Origin of the sequence: Brevibacillus sp. HB1.3, from assembly GCF_013186635.1 — a bacterium.
In the GTDB taxonomy this organism is placed as follows: domain Bacteria; phylum Bacillota; class Bacilli; order Brevibacillales; family Brevibacillaceae; genus Brevibacillus; species Brevibacillus brevis_D.
The window spans coordinates 601,040-617,782 of record NZ_JABMIT010000001.1 but is presented as its reverse complement, the minus strand read 5'-3'; the positions used below and the strand labels follow the sequence as shown (position 1 = coordinate 617,782).

At 46.5% G+C, this 16,743-nt stretch carries 17 protein-coding genes; 4 read left to right on the top strand and 13 right to left on the bottom strand.

Annotated features, from left to right (window positions below):
* Positions 1 to 376 precede the first annotated feature (376 nt).
* Positions 377 to 1,864 (bottom strand): amidohydrolase family protein, encoded by a 1,488-nt coding sequence (locus HPY31_RS03140; protein WP_172138315.1) that lies wholly within the window; start codon positions 1,862 to 1,864, stop codon positions 377 to 379.
* A 184-nt stretch (positions 1,865 to 2,048) separates the two neighbouring features.
* Complete coding sequence (locus HPY31_RS03135; RefSeq protein WP_172138314.1) at positions 2,049 to 2,660, bottom strand: DedA family protein; 612 nt, start codon at positions 2,658 to 2,660, stop codon at positions 2,049 to 2,051.
* A gap of 254 nt (positions 2,661 to 2,914) precedes the next feature.
* On the opposite strand from HPY31_RS03135, the gene HPY31_RS03130 reads away from it, so the two are divergent.
* Positions 2,915 to 3,742 (top strand): hypothetical protein, encoded by an 828-nt coding sequence (locus HPY31_RS03130; protein ID WP_172138312.1) that lies wholly within the window; start codon positions 2,915 to 2,917, stop codon positions 3,740 to 3,742.
* Positions 3,743 to 3,808: 66 nt separating this feature from the next.
* Here HPY31_RS03130 and HPY31_RS03125 read toward each other — a convergent pair whose 3' ends face one another.
* On the bottom strand, positions 3,809 to 4,321 hold the full coding sequence (locus tag HPY31_RS03125; RefSeq protein ID WP_172138310.1) for a GNAT family N-acetyltransferase: 513 nt from the start codon (positions 4,319 to 4,321) through the stop codon (positions 3,809 to 3,811).
* Between the two features lie 189 nt (positions 4,322 to 4,510).
* Between HPY31_RS03125 and HPY31_RS03120 the strand changes: the two genes are divergently transcribed.
* Complete coding sequence (locus tag HPY31_RS03120; protein WP_172138308.1) at positions 4,511 to 5,074, top strand: GNAT family N-acetyltransferase; 564 nt, start codon at positions 4,511 to 4,513, stop codon at positions 5,072 to 5,074.
* Positions 5,075 to 5,226: 152 nt separating this feature from the next.
* On the opposite strand, the gene HPY31_RS03115 is transcribed toward HPY31_RS03120, so the two are convergent.
* The 5 genes from HPY31_RS03115 to cyoE all read right to left on the bottom strand — a co-directional run bounded on the left by HPY31_RS03115 (position 5,227) and on the right by cyoE (position 12,277).
* On the bottom strand, positions 5,227 to 6,834 hold the full coding sequence (locus tag HPY31_RS03115) for a SagB family peptide dehydrogenase (RefSeq protein WP_172138306.1): 1,608 nt from the start codon (positions 6,832 to 6,834) through the stop codon (positions 5,227 to 5,229).
* Between the two features lie 22 nt (positions 6,835 to 6,856).
* A complete protein-coding gene (locus tag HPY31_RS03110; RefSeq protein ID WP_172138304.1) occupies positions 6,857 to 8,797 on the bottom strand; it encodes a TOMM precursor leader peptide-binding protein in 1,941 nt (646 codons plus the stop codon).
* On the bottom strand, positions 8,787 to 10,745 hold the full coding sequence (locus HPY31_RS03105) for a putative thiazole-containing bacteriocin maturation protein (protein ID WP_172138302.1): 1,959 nt from the start codon (positions 10,743 to 10,745) through the stop codon (positions 8,787 to 8,789). Before HPY31_RS03105 ends, HPY31_RS03110 begins: the two co-directional genes overlap by 11 nt.
* 150 nt (positions 10,746 to 10,895) lie before the next feature.
* Complete coding sequence (locus tag HPY31_RS28740) at positions 10,896 to 11,120, bottom strand: heterocycloanthracin/sonorensin family bacteriocin (protein ID WP_371811671.1); 225 nt, start codon at positions 11,118 to 11,120, stop codon at positions 10,896 to 10,898.
* A gap of 239 nt (positions 11,121 to 11,359) precedes the next feature.
* Positions 11,360 to 12,277, bottom strand: coding sequence for a heme o synthase (gene cyoE / locus HPY31_RS03095; protein ID WP_015890997.1), 918 nt, complete (start codon positions 12,275 to 12,277; stop codon positions 11,360 to 11,362).
* 183 nt (positions 12,278 to 12,460) lie between these two features.
* Here cyoE and HPY31_RS03090 point away from each other — a divergent pair, with 183 nt between their 5' ends.
* The gene (locus HPY31_RS03090; protein WP_172138298.1) at positions 12,461 to 13,060 is read left to right on the top strand and encodes a TetR/AcrR family transcriptional regulator; all 600 of its coding nucleotides are present in this window, start codon (positions 12,461 to 12,463) and stop codon (positions 13,058 to 13,060) included.
* A gap of 12 nt (positions 13,061 to 13,072) precedes the next feature.
* Here HPY31_RS03090 and HPY31_RS03085 read toward each other — a convergent pair whose 3' ends face one another.
* The 4 genes from HPY31_RS03085 to HPY31_RS03070 are packed head-to-tail and all read right to left on the bottom strand — an operon-like array spanning position 13,073 to position 15,329.
* Complete coding sequence (locus tag HPY31_RS03085) at positions 13,073 to 14,269, bottom strand: MFS transporter (RefSeq protein ID WP_172138296.1); 1,197 nt, start codon at positions 14,267 to 14,269, stop codon at positions 13,073 to 13,075.
* Positions 14,270 to 14,293: 24 nt separating this feature from the next.
* Positions 14,294 to 14,668: a hypothetical protein gene (locus HPY31_RS03080; protein ID WP_172138294.1), complete on the bottom strand. Its 375-nt coding sequence runs from the start codon at positions 14,666 to 14,668 to the stop codon at positions 14,294 to 14,296.
* A 40-nt stretch (positions 14,669 to 14,708) separates the two neighbouring features.
* The gene (locus HPY31_RS28735; RefSeq protein ID WP_253901653.1) at positions 14,709 to 14,945 is read right to left on the bottom strand and encodes a hypothetical protein; all 237 of its coding nucleotides are present in this window, start codon (positions 14,943 to 14,945) and stop codon (positions 14,709 to 14,711) included.
* Positions 14,946 to 14,993: 48 nt separating this feature from the next.
* On the bottom strand, positions 14,994 to 15,329 hold the full coding sequence (locus tag HPY31_RS03070; protein ID WP_172138292.1) for a hypothetical protein: 336 nt from the start codon (positions 15,327 to 15,329) through the stop codon (positions 14,994 to 14,996).
* Between the two features lie 208 nt (positions 15,330 to 15,537).
* Here HPY31_RS03070 and HPY31_RS03065 point away from each other — a divergent pair, with 208 nt between their 5' ends.
* A complete protein-coding gene (locus HPY31_RS03065; protein WP_371811663.1) occupies positions 15,538 to 15,705 on the top strand; it encodes a hypothetical protein in 168 nt (55 codons plus the stop codon).
* Between the two features lie 202 nt (positions 15,706 to 15,907).
* Here the strand turns inward: HPY31_RS03065 and HPY31_RS03060 are convergent, their stop codons facing one another.
* Positions 15,908 to 16,687, bottom strand: coding sequence for a TrmB family transcriptional regulator (locus tag HPY31_RS03060; RefSeq protein WP_172138290.1), 780 nt, complete (start codon positions 16,685 to 16,687; stop codon positions 15,908 to 15,910).
* Positions 16,688 to 16,743: the final 56 nt, after the last annotated feature.

Here is a 16,743-nt window from a genome sequence, read left to right as displayed (position 1 = left end):
CATCCAATCGGTTGACCCATATGGAACTGTCTGGTTTTATAAGAAAGTCGATGTTATTTTTCTTTAATGCTTCGATTTGTTCGGGAGAGGCGCCTTCCGAAAACTTATAATAGTCGTTACTGGTTTGAAAAAATAAAAATGTGATAACAGCAATAGATGCAATCACTGTTGAAATCAGAGAAATAGCGATCTTCCTTTTCATAAAGCTCACCTCGAATAATTAGGCTGGAGTTTTTCATCTTACCGTTCAAAATACCACTTCTCCACAAGGCGTCACAAACCCTGGTCTATTCCTTAGTAAAACTGGAAGAAGCGTTACTGAGAGTACACCCAGTATCGCTTCTATAAATACGAGAATTAGACCTCATTCAATTACTTACCCTAGCTTCGTCGGGTCAAACCTTCTCTCATCCAAATAAGCTCGCGCATGCCCCCAGAAATACTTGCTTGGCTGCATGTAGATTTCCAGACCTGCCCGCTCAATTGTGCGATTCGCCTCTTCATTCGCTTCCTTGAGGATTTGCTTTTCATCCACAGTCAAAACACGGCGCTCGTCCATAATCAGCTCACCGTCGACAATGACGTGGTTCACATCTCCACCGACTGCCTGATAGACGACACGATGGACGTGCATGTTCTCTGGATTCAAGTGGGCCTGATGCATATTTACGGTAATGATGTCCGCTTTTTTACCAGCCTCAAGAGACCCCAGCTCGTCATCCCAGCCGACACAGCGCGCCGCATCAATTGTTACCATTTCCAGCAGCTTGCCCGGCGGGAGGTAATAGTAATCACGTAGCGCAGCTTGTTGCAGCAGCTGCATTCTGCGCATGGCCTGAAACATGTCAAAAGGAGTCATCGGTGAAGTACCGTCTGTCGTGATTGCAACAGTCGCTCCCATCTCCAGCAATTCCGTAATCGGGGTACGTGCGTTGATTTGACCAAAACCAGGAGAAGCGCTCACATTCGTTCCTGTTTCGGCCAAAATTTTCGCCTCGTCAAACGAAATCCCCCGACAATGCTGTAAGTGTACGTCTGGACCGAGCAGCGCGTACTCTTTGTCTTGGATCGCGAGGTGAATCATGCCTCCAAAAGCATCGGAGTGGATGCGCGTGTCGTACCTTTTCGCAATCTCCCTGATTTTCCGTGCTTGGTACCGGTCGAAATCGGTTAAGCCAAACAATTGGTCAGCTGGTGTCGGATAGGACGGATTGACAGAGGTCACGATGACAAATGGCGTTATGTATGCTCTGGTTTTATCGTTATTCGCGTGATTAAGGGCTTCGATCACTGCTTCTGCTCCAGCGAGAACCTGCTCATAAGTGACTTCCTTCGTAACTTTTTGTCCATCGACCCAGCGGCTAAAGGGATGCGGCCACGGTGGGTTGCATGGACCTGTCGCTACGATTTCGCGGACACCAACCTCGTTGTACGCTTTGGCGTGATTCAAGGCAAAGATCGGATCATCTGAGCGAGGCATCGAGCCTAAGACGCTAACACCTGTCGTAATCCCGGCTTTAAGCCGCTCCAGTGCTGACAGCTTTCCCTCGTAGTACCAGAAATCGTCTGTCACGTAGTGCTTGTAAGTGTTGGTCATGATTGGCATCCAGTCGTTGATATTGTCCGTTGCAATCGTTTTGAACAACGAATGTCCGCCATTACCATGTGCGTCAATGAAGCCTGGCAGTATACAATGATGTGTGCAGTCGACTACCTTTTGCGCGGGATACTTGTCTTTTAGAAGTAGAGTGTCACCTACCTCCAAAATTCTTCCTTTGTCAATGGCGATTGCCCCGTCCTGTAGTACCCGACGTTCTTGGTCCATGGTAATGACTACGCCGTTTACGAGTAGCAAATCGATCAAATTGCATCTCTCCCAGCCTCAAGAATGAGGGCGGTGCCCATGTCACCTACTCCCCCTCCCCTCACCTTAGCGCAATTACGGCGCTTTGTATTTGTAAGAAGATTACGACTTTTTATAAAATCTTTACCTCTTGGTTCCAAATGGAAAAACCACCTTTCCTTGAAGGAAAGATGGTTTTTCGGTTTTAGGCATCCACTTTTCGTTTGCGGAGGAACAAGATGAGAAACACGATCCCCGCAAAGGCGAGTACAACATAAACGATATTGGAATAGAGATCAAAATAGTACAGAATGTCTTCCCATGATTCCCCCAATAAGTGACCAGCCATCACGAGGATGATGTTCCAAATAAACGTACCAAGTGTTGTAAACAACAAGAACAGCGGGAAATTCATTTTGGTCATACCAGCTGGAATGGAAATCAGGCTTCTGATTAATGGGACCATGCGGCAAAAAAAGACCGTCCAGTACCCGTATCGATCAAACCATTTATTCGCCTTATGGATATCTGCCGTTTTAATGCGCAGAAGATGTCCCCATCGCTCTACGATCTTCTCTATTTTTTTGACGTCCAGATAATAACCGATTCCATAGAGAATGATTGCCCCAATCACCGAACCGATTGTAGCTGACAAGATTACGCCAAAAACCGTTAAGGATGATTGCGTCGTCATAAATCCACCGAACGTCAAGATCACCTCTGAAGGTATGGGTGGGAAGATGTTTTCCAGTGCCATCATCAGTAAGATGCCAAAGTAACTATATTGTTCAATAATTTGGGTCATCCAGTTCTGCATGCTATCCCTCACAATTATTTACCAATGCTTATCTCTCCAGTATAGAGACACGCGTTGCATAGTTCAATGAAAAGCGATCATCTTTTCCTTCCTTTCAATACGAAAGAAGGAAGTCTGAGGTTACCTTTCCTTTGAAAATTTTCATATAAAATATTCCGGAACAAAAAACATTGCAAAGAGAGGTAATATATGGAATATTAAGAAGGTGCCTCCATGCACATTTTTCAAAAACGAATCGTGAGGAGGTGAACTGTGTGTTTCGCAAGATTATCCATTCACTCGTATGTCTTTTACTGGTTATGACGGCTGGCGCCGTGAACGTAAACGCGGCACAAGCAAAAGCAAACGGTATGTTTTTCATTGACAAACCATTCAAGAAAGAAGGACTTCGGTTTCAAGTGACCGTTACCGAAACCGACAATCCAAAATACGACTCACCAATGTACCACGTAAATACGATTGTCACGAATATTTCGCGGAAGCCCATCACATACACGGCCGCTCAATGCTATGACGTAACAACACGAATCGAAGCGTATGCCTCCGAAGACACTTGGGAGCTTCCTTACCGTGAAGACGAACCAGCCTGTACCCCGGTCGTCAAGGAGAAAACCTTGAAACCTGGAAGAACAATTGAGCAAGATGAATATTTCCGAACAGACGAACTGCCCAATGATCTAACGCCAGACTATTTTCAGTTAAATTCTTACGTACACATCCTCGTTGGACCTGAAGATAAGGAACGCAAAGAGGAAATCGTAAAGATGGAGACGAAATTTCTTCCAAGGTTGGCCCTCAATCCAGATGAAATTGAGCTCCAGGCTGAATCAAGTGTGCTCCCTAAATCGTATTACGAACTCAATGTGACAGGAAAAGTCTCGAATAAAGAAATCAAACGCGCAACGCTTCAGGTGTTCAATTCGATTATTACGTTGCGAGTCGACTCGAAGTCTGGGGAGTTTTCCACAAAGAAAAAAGTAAAAGCAAAGGGCCCGTCCCTTCAATCAGGTGTACTCGAGGTAACGTATAAAGACGGCACGAAACATATCTACTACGTTCCCATAGAAAATTCCAGCAACTGATATTCTCCATGAAAAAAAGGACGGCCATGTGTTCGTCCTTTTTTCGTGTGAAACTCTTCCGGCGTACTATTCTTTCTGCCTAGACCAGTAAATCATCGTGTCGTCCCTCTTCATTTCTGCAAAGCCCATTTTGACTAATATTTTCGCGGAATCTATGTTATCTAGCAGGCATTTGGCCGTAATCTTTTTCACATCTGGCTGCAATAACGCCCAATTCGCTAAACCTTCTGCCGCCTCATACGCGTAGCCTTTTTTTCGCTCGGCTTCAATAATTCCATAGCCGATGTCCACTTCTCCCTGTGCATTCGGGACTCCTTTGAATCCTACATCCCCGATGATCTTCATACCATCTTTGGTAAGGATCATCCACGATTCAAATCCTGTCGGTCCCCCTGTGCGCTCGAGTGCTTCGATGATTTTGGGGATCGTTTCCATCGCATCCTCATCTGGCCAGCCTTCACCTAATGTAAGCCCCATGTCCAACAACTCTTCGTAATTTTCTTGCAAAATATTCGTTGCTATTCTATGTGTAAATGGAATCAATTCGAGCCGTTGTGTAAGAATGCTTTTTTCATTCATGGAACAAGTACCCCTTTCTCTTTCCTATATTGTCCGTGGCGATATTTACGTTGGATTTACACTCCAGATGTTTTTCAGAAAGGGTCTATTCCTACACCTCAGCTACTCTTTCCATACTCCGATAATAAGAATCACTCGGGCACCACCATTATAGCATGATTTTCCATCTAGTGGATAAGGAGGGAGAGAATGTCCACACCGCTAAACACTGAGCTTGTCCGCATTCAACCTTGGGCGGATGACGATCTTTCTTTGCTACGCCTTTTGAATGCACCAGTCATGATGGAGCATCTCGGTGGCCCGGAGACGGGAGAGCAGCTCCTTACTCGACACGAGCGATACCTCAATAAGGACGAACAGCAAACGAGCAAGATGTTCAGCATCGTACTGCTCGCAGATCACACCCCCGTCGGAAGCATCGGCTATTGGGACCGCATTTGGCAAGGAGAAAACGTATACGAAGTAGGCTGGAGCGTCCTCCCACCCTTTCAAGGGAAAGGAATCGCCTCTGCAGCTTTAGCTTTACTGATTACCCGCATCAAACAAGAACGAAGACACAAGTTTATTCAAGCCTATCCCTCTGTGGACAACCCTGCCTCCAATGCCATTTGCCATAAGCTCGGTTTCACGCTGCAATCAGAATGCGTCTTTGAATACCCTCCTGGAAGTTTTATGCGCTCCAATGATTGGCGATTAGAAGTCGCATCTGTACATTTCCCCATCGAAAAAGTCCGGGAGCAATTCCCAATGTAGGCCTGTGGCTGACTGTTGCTGCTGATCGTGGATTGACCGTTCGATGGTTGAAGGTGGATAAAGAGACACTTACCTTACAACGAGATGAGCTCGATACCCTCCTTACTTCCAGAACAAGACCCGGGTCATCGCGACTCGGGTCTTCCACTTTTTTATCCATGAAGTCCGGTCTGAAATCTGGCGCGGGGGCGATAGTGCCCCACTGGAATTTGAATCAAGCAGGTTTTCTCTTCGGACGCTAGGTTGTAAAGATCATCGCAATTTTCCACGTCAAATCCGAGTAACGGGTGTCCGCCCATTCCACACGTGAACGCTGCTAAAAGCAAGTGATGCACGACGATTCCTGCCTCCATCTGTTGGATGCGATACCCTCTAAAGCCTAGCTGATTAATCAGATGATCACGTTTTCCCACTACATGAAAGCAGAGCGGCACTTGATACAGATTCACGTTGTCCAGGGTCATTCCCTCTTGTAGACGTGCTCGTAAATCTCCATAGACAATTGGATAAAGAGCGTGCTCCAGTGGTTCGTAAGCGTATGCCCCATCTTTCATCCCTTCTACCTGATGAATGCTGACAAAGAGAGAAAGCCTTCTCCACGCTGCTTCTTGATTTTCCCCCAAATCATTGCCATACGATAGCGCACTCATCGTCATTTCCATGATACGTGCTACCTGATTCTGGTCTGTTTTCCTCCTGATAAAGTCCATTTCCGGTGAAAAACGCTCCCTGCAATATTCCGCCAGATCATAACTTGGTTTCTGCAAACGCGGGAGAAGGATTCGCTCATCGGACCGACGAGGCCGTTTGCTTTCCGCCTGATCCGAATATCGTCGAAATGCACGGGTAGATGCCTGCATAGCAGCTTCATTCATTTGCAGGAGTGCAGGATATTGTCTCATTCTTTTTGAGCGTATCACTTGCACATGCTTTTGCTCAGGTAGTTCTCTGGTTAGCTCGCTTGCCAACTCCTCCTTTTCTCGCCATTGTGCCAGCGAGTGCGAATGCCTCCCCCCTTCTGTTTGGAGTGATAAAGGGACTACCGCGTAGACACTCTCTTGATCGGCAGACAATCCTAGCAGTGCATTCATCACTTTATCCAAGAACTGGTAGTGTACCGCAGTCGTAACACCGAGCTGGTTTGCCATTTCCTGCAATTGTCCAAGCAGTACACCAGCATCGAGGCCCTGCAATCGATAGGAAAACTCATCATACTTAAAAAAGTTTTTCCAAAAATAGATGGAGACGAACGCAACTCCAAAGCATGCATGTACTGGACAACTACCACCAAGTGCTCGGTTAAGGACGTGATCAAAATTCCCTTCTCGCAATTGTACGAGTCTGTGATGAGCCACATCGTAGTGGTATAGACCTGGAGGAATACTCGACAGCTTCAAATATACGTACAGCTCACTTGGATAGAGCCCTCCCCCAGACGGAACCGGCCTTCGCTTCATTACAAGCGGCAAAAACGACTCAGATTCTGCATCTGCCGAAGTCGTGGTTACCAACAACGATTGGCTGATTTGTATCAGTCCGTAGCTATACCATAACCATGCACCCAATTGTGGAATAGTCATCTCTTGTGAAACCGTTTGATCTATGAGCGATAGAGACACATCTTCAGGTAGTAAAATGACAGGTTGCCCCCTGTACAGCTTGTATGGTAGTGGCGCATCCCCCCAATCCACTTCGAGATCACTTGGTCTGGCGTTTTCTGTATCAAAATGAAGGCGGTACAAGAAATTTTCGAGATTCATCCGGCTCACTCCCAGATGCATGTTATGGAAACGGATGCGGAAAAGGATTCAACTCGTCTACACGCAGCGGTTGCTTCACATACCCCAGCTTCACAGGGACCTCCAATACTCGTTTCAATCCCGTTACTCGCGTAAGATGATGGCCAAAAGTCATCGGGAGCATGCCAGGAATCAATACTCGCACGCAAGATAAGCCGTGGCGCCCTACCTCTGGTGTCGTTTGATCAACCACAATAACATCGAGATCTAACTTTTGGAACACACTGAGCAACTCCCGCAAATCGTCTGTTAGATCATGATTTTGATTTCTTCTAGGAAAGCGTTCAGCGAAAGAGACCATCGGACGTGAAGCATCCATGAGAAAGGATAAGCGCTCCGCTGCTTCTGGCAAGCTGTAAAGCATAGCATGATCGTCCATCTTTTTCACGAGGGACGAATCTTGAAGCATACGCAAGTATTTGTCTCGATTCGCTTCGTACTTGTCTGTCAAAGTCATGAGCATGGCTGCCGTTTCGTAAATGGAGCTTTTCACAGCGCGGATAGGGTCTGGATGCGCACCTGCTGCACAAACGAGATGCAGGCCTTCCGCTCCGCGGTTTCTCGCAATCGTCCATACAGAGGGAATTCCATTTTCCATAGTCGCATCGAACAAGTACAAATCGTAATTGGTAACGGTCTGCATTCGATCAATGAGAAGAAGCAATTCCCGATCATTGACCGTAGCAGGATCGAGGCGTGGCAATGGCAATTGGGCATACCAGGTCAACAAGAAAGCATCTCGCTCCACCACTTCGAGGATGCCGTAGAAGATCGCCTCCTCCAAACTGCCACCTAACGCACAGCCATTGGAGGTCTCAAATACAACACCCTCCCCGAATCCCATACTGTAGTAGGCCATGAGCTCAGGTACAAGAATCGGTCGCTCTTCTTTAAAGGAATAACCCCATACCCAGTTCATCTCTCGCTTCGGATCAAATGGCTGAAACGGAAAATTTGGCAAAGCATACTGCTCTTCTGAATGGGTCCCCGCTGTTGTCGGATCAAGGGCATGCGGCGCAAGGTTTTGATAGCAGTCACGCACCATCGTCCTCTTGCCACGCGGCATAAGCCCGCAATATCTTTCCATTCCTTCCAAAATCGCCGTTATCTCACTATCCGCGTATGAAACAGACCTGCCAGCCGTACCCTCGTCATGTGAAAATAGCGGCAGATTGACACTTACATCAGCGAACACCGAGACAAGATCTCGTACTTTTCCATTCAAAAACCCAGTACGGGAATCCAAATATTCGGTGGAGAGAGCTTTTTTCAAAGAGGCTATGGATTTTGTCCGGTAGCTGTCCGGACTTTGCTTTACAATAGGCTTCAAGCGTATTCTTGCCCGCTCTTCAGAATCCTCAGGCAGCCGACTGCATACCGGACATACAGGATTGGGCAAGAAGAAGTGGCGCGTGCTGGTCAATGTTTGCAAATCAATAAACTGGATATGCTCAGATAACTGGGCTTGCTTGCCCTCAACTATACGTTCAACCTCCGCACTGACATGGTATGCCACTTGTAACAACCCTGAGCGAGATGACCATGGATCACGGGGTATGCCGCCTTTCTCCCTCAGCATATTTTGTACCTTCCACATCTCTTTGCGATCACGTCCCGCCATCAATCGCCGCATATCTGCACACTGGGAGCACCCTGTTTGATCTGGACGAACCAACGGACCTACAATGGCCTCCCCGAATGAAACAAAGCCGCGCAGCCACGGGATATTTGCTTGGCGAAAATGTTTTTCTGCCTGTACATGCAAAGCAGGATGATACGTATCGTGCAACAGGAGAGCCAAATTTGCTCCACTAGTCGCAGACGCCATGTCTTCACTGTTCCAGACGCGATAGTCGTTCTTTAAATGTTCTGAAACCAACTCTGCCAGTACTCCGTCTCCAATGACAAGAATGTCAGCACTCATCGGAGCACCTCCTCGAGAGCAGCAAGGCAAATACGCCACCAAGGTCTTCTTCCAGGAAAGGCTCTATCGCGGCATTCATGATTCGAGGAGAAAGTTGATGAAGAGCCAATACCTCGACAGCTTGTTTCCAGACCTCTTTTTCCGATTCTTCCTGAACGCTACTGCGTGCAAGTTCGATGGCTTCACCCGTCAAGCCGACAGATTGCGCAGTCAGTACATACTTGGACACTTGATTGGTTGGCGTTTGAATCTGATGCAAGGCATACATCAGTGCTTTTCGCAATGCTTCTCGCTCTAACAAGCCAATACTCCCGTACCATCCTGTGCTCGTTTCCACCCAATAAACCGGAAACCCGCATACCTCATGACCTTTTGCAACCCTCAGTTTCTCACCTAATGTAGCGAAAGACCGTACATAAAACTGGGACTGTTCATCCACAATCGAGTCAACATGCACAGGCCTAGCCGTTGGTTGTCGTCCTTTCATTTCTGACACATAGGTAAGTGTCAAACAATGCTGTAACGCCCGACATAAACCTTCTGCTGCCGTTTCTCCTGCTCCAATTCCGATATTGCTCTTTAGATCGGCTTGATAAGCTGAATTTTGAGTGATTAGGTGGTTCACCATTCTTCCCACATACATCTCGGCCCCAACCAATCCTGCTTCTCTACGCGCCTCGTCATGGGTATATCCTGCGCATACAACTGTTGACAATAGCTCCGCGGGACCATCCGCCACAGGGTCGACTGCTGTCACCCTACACTGTGTCAGTGGTAGCTGCGTAAGCTCTCCCTCGTCCCAGCTGTGAAAAATCCCGTTATCTGGGGAGGTCCATGACGGAAACAGAGACAATAGACTTTCTTTCTGTTCTTTCTGTTCTACCTCTTTGGATATCCGCAATTCAAGCTCTCTCTCATCCAATACCTCCATGCTCATCTCTTCTTTTTGCATGGGGTGAGGCATGTAGGACTGCCAGCTTCCTTCCATCGTCTCCAGATTTAACAAATAAATTTTGTTTGGGTCCTCTGCTTCATTGACACCTGAAACGTATTTAAACCATTCAAAAACAGCGATGTTCGCCAGCATAGCTGCTGCGGTCATTGAATACGGATGTTGTTCGGGGTCCGCACACAAAGCCTGCCGATGTAAACGACGCAAAGCCGATTCAAAGCAAGCCTCTGACTGTGGATGAATCAGCGGCCCTACCATTCCTTTTTGCTGGACAAATAACGCCGGAACAAATACCTTCTCCCGCTCTCTGCAAGCGAGCTGGATCATATTCACTTCGCCCTTGTTTACGTTTGCTGACGTGAACAAAATACCAGTGAAAGGCTCGATGGTCGTTGACCAGTCGGTTCCCTCCCACGACGTCAGCTTGCGTTCATCCAGCTTCACGTGTGGGTCCTTCCTACGCGAGTGTTCGATAATCGCCTCTAGCCGCTCACGATTGGTCGCAGTTTCATTCGTCAGCGCGTAATGGAATTGAACGCATCCCGATTCCAGCAATGCATGGATGGTAGAAAGGAGAAAGGAGCCGGCCCCTATCACCAATACTTTTTCCGTTCGATATTTTTGAAACCGATACCCTCCTGATCCGCCTAACTGATCCAAATATTCAATCTGCGCTGCATACCTCGACATGACCTCTGGTGATAATTCATGTGGTTCCTCCAGGCTCACATCTTGAAGGAATCCATTTTCTAAAAGTGTCCCGGCCACTTGAAAAACTTGTTGCTGATATTCTTCGGGCAAATCGTCGGTCAATTGCTCCAACGTATGCACACCATTAAACATGGGAAATAACTGATCTACCCATCGATCGATCATCTCGCCCTTCATGCGGAAAGTTCCGATGTTATTACGAAAATACACACTTCCGTCTGAATCGGGTATATACACTGTATCCCGCTTCACTTTTATGCGCATCGAAGGATTCAGCTTCTCCATTCTCCTCCCCCTAACGTTGTGAAATAAACCAATTTGCGACAAGACATGTCACAACTATTTTATGTATCACTCTTTGTCTCACATTCCAGTCGGAAAAACAAAGCTCCTGCCAAGTCACAATTTGGGGCAGGAGCTTCATTTACGTATGGATTAGAAATCGTCAATCACGATAAAGCATGGGAAGAAGCAAGAGCAACTGCAAGTGCAGGAGCAAGAGCAAGAGCAGGAGCAAGAGCAGGAACAGCTACAGGAGCAAGAGCAACGACCGCAACGACCACAACTACATCTGCTGCAACCACCACATCTGCCACATCCGCCACACCTACCTCGAACTAGCGTCGCGTCATTCATTTTTTCTTTGTCCCAACGCTGCATTCGATCTCCTTTTATTTCAGAAGCCTTCAATTTTTTCAGCTCTTTTTTGAACTCATCCATTCGTTTTCACCTCCGCCACTTCATGGAACTACTCTAGATTTATGAAGTGACGTTGGGTATTCGTGCAAAGATCATGCGCCCATTTTTGGTTGAACATGAGAAGAAACCGCTATGCGGCAAGGTTTTCTGACAAAAAAGAAGCCGCCCTCAAAGTGAAGGCAGCTTGGATGATCACGGATTTACAGTTTGAAGATAATCCCCATCAGCGAGTAAATTATCACCGTCGAGAACAGCACGGTCATATGGATCAGCGAATAAATAAACATCGTTTTCGACCATTTCTGTGAATCCATTTTCCGGTATCCAAAAACACTCAGAACCAGCCATAAAACATTCAGGAGCAGAGCCATAAACGTAAGACCAGCGCTTAATGACCAAAATAGAAAACTGCTTGCAATTAAAATGACTAAATACACATTTGTTTGAATGTAGGTACGTCTTGCACCTTTGACCACGGGCAGCATTGGAACCCCAGCAGCCTTGTACTCATCATGCTTGCGAATCGCGATCGCATAGAAGTGAGGCATTTGCCAAATGACCATGATGATAAAAAGACCAAGGATAGCAGGATGCGTTACATCTGGGTGAATGGCGGCCCAACCGATGAGCGGCGGCATTGCACCAGAAATACTCCCTACCTCCGTATTGTAAATCGTTCTTCTTTTCGTCCACATCGTATAAGGCACGACATAAAAAAATAGTCCGAGAAAACCCATAATAGCAGCCAATGGTGATGCCAAGACGAGAGCCGCCAAGCCAAAAATCGTCATCAGAGAGGCAAGCCATAAAACCGTCTTTGTCGATATATCGCCTGTCACCGTAGGTCTGTTTTTCGTCCGCTCCATGACAGAATCGATATCGCGATCATACACGTTATTAAAAGCACCCGCTGCTGCCATGATTAAAATAGAGCCGATTGTAGCAAATAAGATTTCTGGCAGCTTATCCATTAGACTGAAGTGATACGTATATAGTGCCAATGTTAATCCGGCAAACATCGGAATCAGGTTCGATTTGATAATTCCCGTCTTAACCGTTTGCGCCAAAATATTGGACATAGGCCGATTCCGCGTTGCAACGCTTTCTTCCCTCTGCATTCGTACACTGTCCCCTCTTACTAGATGATCTATATATCTATCGTACTCCAAAATAGCATGACATAGTAGACGGTTAAATCCTACAAAACTGCCATTTGTATCTTACATACCAGTAAGGATTTAAATACTATATGGAATGTTAATTCTATATGGTATGATTGTCAAGAGAAGGAGTGTGGACCAATGAACAGACGCAGATTAACCCAAGCAGAGCGTAAACAGGAAACACGGCAATTGCTCATTGACGCAGCCATTGAGATCTTTGCTCGGTTAGGCTTCCACGGGGCTTCCGTTGATAAAATCGCAGACCATGCTGGATTTACCAAAGGCGCTGTTTATGCTCATTTTCAGTCCAAAGAAGATCTCTTTCTCGCTATTTTGGAAGGCCAGATGCAATTACATGTGTCGAATATCCATCACGTAATTGATCACCAGCCATCATTATCGCATTTTATAGAAGCCATGGACGCCTATTTTATGTCCGTTCAGCAACAAAATCGCACGTGGACCATGCTAAACCTGGAATTTTTGCTGTATGCCATGCGCGAAGAGTCTGTTCGAAAGCGATGGTCGAACATGATCGTCGAGTCGGTACAGCATCTTTCCAGTGCCATACAGACCATGATACCAAAAGAGAGTGACTCTACTCTATCCGCGGATGAAATGGCATGGACGATTCTTGCTTTAGAGAATGGCATGTCGATCTTTTTTTACATCAGCGGCGACCAGATGCCCCTGCCTTTATACGGAAAAGCATTGCAAAACATGCTGTCGTCTAAATAGCGATACCACATGCTAGAACGTTTCTGATTGGGCAGCCTGTCGCTTTGTGATTCGATTGACTCTCTCAGAACCATATAGCATGAATGCAATGTAGAAGGCCGTAAAAAACGGTAAAATAGAAATGGTCGTCTGTGTAGCAAGCCACCCGAGCAACGGAGGCAAAAATGTGGCACCCGTGTACGCAACCGCCATCTGATAGCCCATCAGCTTTTTCGTTTGCTCTTTTCCAAAGCGTTCTGGGGTATCATGCAGCATACAGGGGTAAATCGGCGCGAAGCCCAACCCGAGCAAGAGGAAACCGATTAGCGAGCAAAAGGTCGGTAATGGAAACATCAACAGCGCTGCCCCGGCGAATGATACGAGAAGTCCACTGCGAATCAGGACGCGGTTGCTCACTTTAAAAGTAACAAAGCCCGTGATAAATCGCCCCACGGTAATGCCACCGTAATACATGGCTACCCACATCGCCGCAACAGACGAAGGTAGCTCTTTTTCATTTACCAAAAAGCTGCTCCCCCATAATCCTACCGATGCTTCAGCCCCACAATAGAAGAGAAAAGTGAGCAAAGTAAGCTTAACGCCCTTTGTCCGTAACGGCTGTCCGCTCTGCCCACGAGACGGCTGGACCTGTGACTCTTTTATAGCATGCTTCTGTATGTTTTCGATCCGTTTCCACAAAGGAAGTGTGAACGCTAGAAGTATGACTAACGCAAATTGTATAAGAGAAATGGTCAAGTAGCCATTCCGCCATAAATCATGATCGCGTATAAAGCCAGACATAATAATGGGGCCAAGCGTAGCACCCACACCCCAGAAGCAATGCAGCCAGCTCATATGATGGGCTTGATAATGCGTGGCGACATAATGATTCAATGCGGTATCTACACAGCCAGCTCCTAGTCCCAGCGGCAATGCCAATACCATCAACCATATCATTGATGGGGCAAAAGAAAATCCGAGTAAGGCTGCGGCCGTGATCAAACAGCTAATCAGTGTGATCTGTCCTGTCCCCAGCCGTTTTAGTAATGCACCGCTCATCAAGCTAGATACGATCGTTCCAGACGCAATCACAATGTTGATCACACCAGCCATACCAAATGCCGCCCCATATTCTGCTTGCATGACCGGCCAAGCTGCCCCCAGTACCGAATCGGGAAGACCCAAGCTGATAAACGACAAGTAAATCATGCTCAAAAAGAAGGTTGCCACCCTCCCCCGCCCCCTGCTTCGTTTTTACATTCTTATCGTGAGTCTATGCAGCAATTTCTCTCCCTCTGATTTGAACCGCTTATTCATTTCGAGAAATTCGTTCACTTGATGTAATTCGGCCGGTCGGTAGCCAGGACCATCGCAGCCGCAGGAATGATAGGCAAACCCATGTTGATAGAGGATTTCAACCTTTTTCCACTGCTTTACATCCGTTTGCTTTGGAGCCTTGAAATCATGCCCCATCTCCTTCATTCCCTCACCACATTGCGGACAGCTATGCTTGATCTTGTTCCATTCTTCCTCTGTCAACTCATACTTGGAGGTTTGCTTGAACACTTTTCGGCACGTGAAACACGCGTATATTTGTTTGTATGGACCATACATCCCATATCGACACATGATGATCAACCCCTATCCCATTCATCTGCAAGTTTCTCTTTTAATTGCATGGCGAGCATTCTCCAGCGTTTTTGTTCCTCCGATTCCCGACGTACCGCGCCTTTCGTTTCGAGCAGCAGGTCTGCAATCGTTTTGTCGCTTCTGGCTTCATTCGGTTTATGATAAAAAGCATCAGCGGTGTTCGCCCGCGTTGATCCCGTTCGTTGATATCTAATTGATCCACTGCTGCTCGCACGATCTCTAGATCCTTTGTCTTACTGACGTTTGTCCATTCCATCCGACTTCTTCTCCTTTGCTTATTTAGAAAATTCCCGTTCCGGTATTGCTATGTATCCCCTTTTTTGACGAGCATGCTTCCGATAAAGTCAAAGCTCAAAGGCGTCCCTTTTTTGTCAGGCTGCCACCCCAGCTTGATCGCCTCTTCAATGATAGCTGCGACGTCAGCTGGCTTTATTACTCTCATATCCAAATGCTGCACAAGTGGGTACTCCGCCCAAAAGTCATTCACATCTGATTTTACATACACGCGAATCAACTGACCTATCCCTTCATTGTGTTGGATGGTCAACGCGAGCAGACCCTTCGCTGCTGGGGTAATGACCCAACGATATCGGTGTTCTCCTACCGTTATACCCCTCGTACCTTTTTTGGGTAATGCCATGGCTACCTCCTCATTGCAATAAATATTTACCAGTCCTTAAACTTGCACTTCCAGTTGACAGTCATCATCATTTCCAGCAGTCTTTGATTTTGGCATGGCATAACCCTCCAATTTTTTATTATGACAATTCCTGTCACGATTAACTGTTAACGTGAAGGAGAAGTCGAGTTGGACATGATGCTGTTTATCAATTAGGAGGAATTGCTGTATGCTTCAGCCAGAACAAAAAGGAACGATAACGAGAAAATTTTTCCAATCAGGTAACATAAAACTATCTTACCTCGATTTTGGAGGGGACAGTCAAGGAGTTTTGCTTCTGCTGCATGGTCATATGAATAAGGCACGAACATTTTCAAATTCACAGATTGGCGCGTGATCGGATTCGATCAACAGACCCTGATGGATATTATCAGGCTGTAAGAAGCTTTCTTGACGAGTTGAAAGAATAGAATAGAGGCTCCTCCAAAGCAAACAGCCAACCCTCTAAGGATTGGCTGTCTGATAACGAGAGTCGTCTTCGAACTGGAAGCCACTGACTTCTTTTTTTGCAAACTTAGGATGAGAATAAACGTTACCCGTTATAAGTATTCCCTGTAAGGAGTGATAATGCGTACATAGTCACTCCCATATTTCTCTTCCAGCACTTGGCTGAAATCCTTCTCGATCTGACCCATGATGATGTCATGGTGGAAGGCGTTTTGCAGCAACTCAATGAGAGACGGGTGGTCCGTCTCCAGTATAGTGGGTTTGATCCCACGCCCAAAACTGCCCAGCAATGCCGAATGCGCATCGCAAAGAATAGAGAACTTTCTGGATTGCACTTGATGCCATTCCGCACTCCTTTTATGTACGACAACATTTTTTAGCTTTGCATGGCATTCACCAATGGATATGAGCGTGACAGCAACCCCTTGTTTTTCTGCTTCTACCAATGGTTCCTCTACCCAATGAACATCTTCGGACCAAATATCGACAACAATGCTTTTGTTTGCATTTGAGATGATTCGTTTTATGGCTGTTTCAATCGCTTTGTCACCTTGCCAATTATAAAAGGAAGGAGACGCTCGGGGGGTAGATTTCAACTGTTCTTGAAGGACACGGGTTGTTTGATCAAATTCCGATTGTAACAAACGAATCAGCTGCTCGATCGGTACCGCATCATAGAGAACAGGCTCCGATTCGATCATGCGGCACATGCCCTTTTCCGTCAATGCTCGAAGGGCTGCGTATACATTCGTCCGCGAGACGGAAACTTTCTTGGCCACTTCATATCCAGATATTTTCGGTTCCTCGTGAAGCACCAAATAACATCTGGCTTCCAGGTCTGACAATCCGATTTTTCGAAGCTCATCAATCAAGGTGTTACCTCCTTTCTTTTTAGTAGTATAAATGAATACTGCTATAAATGAAAAAA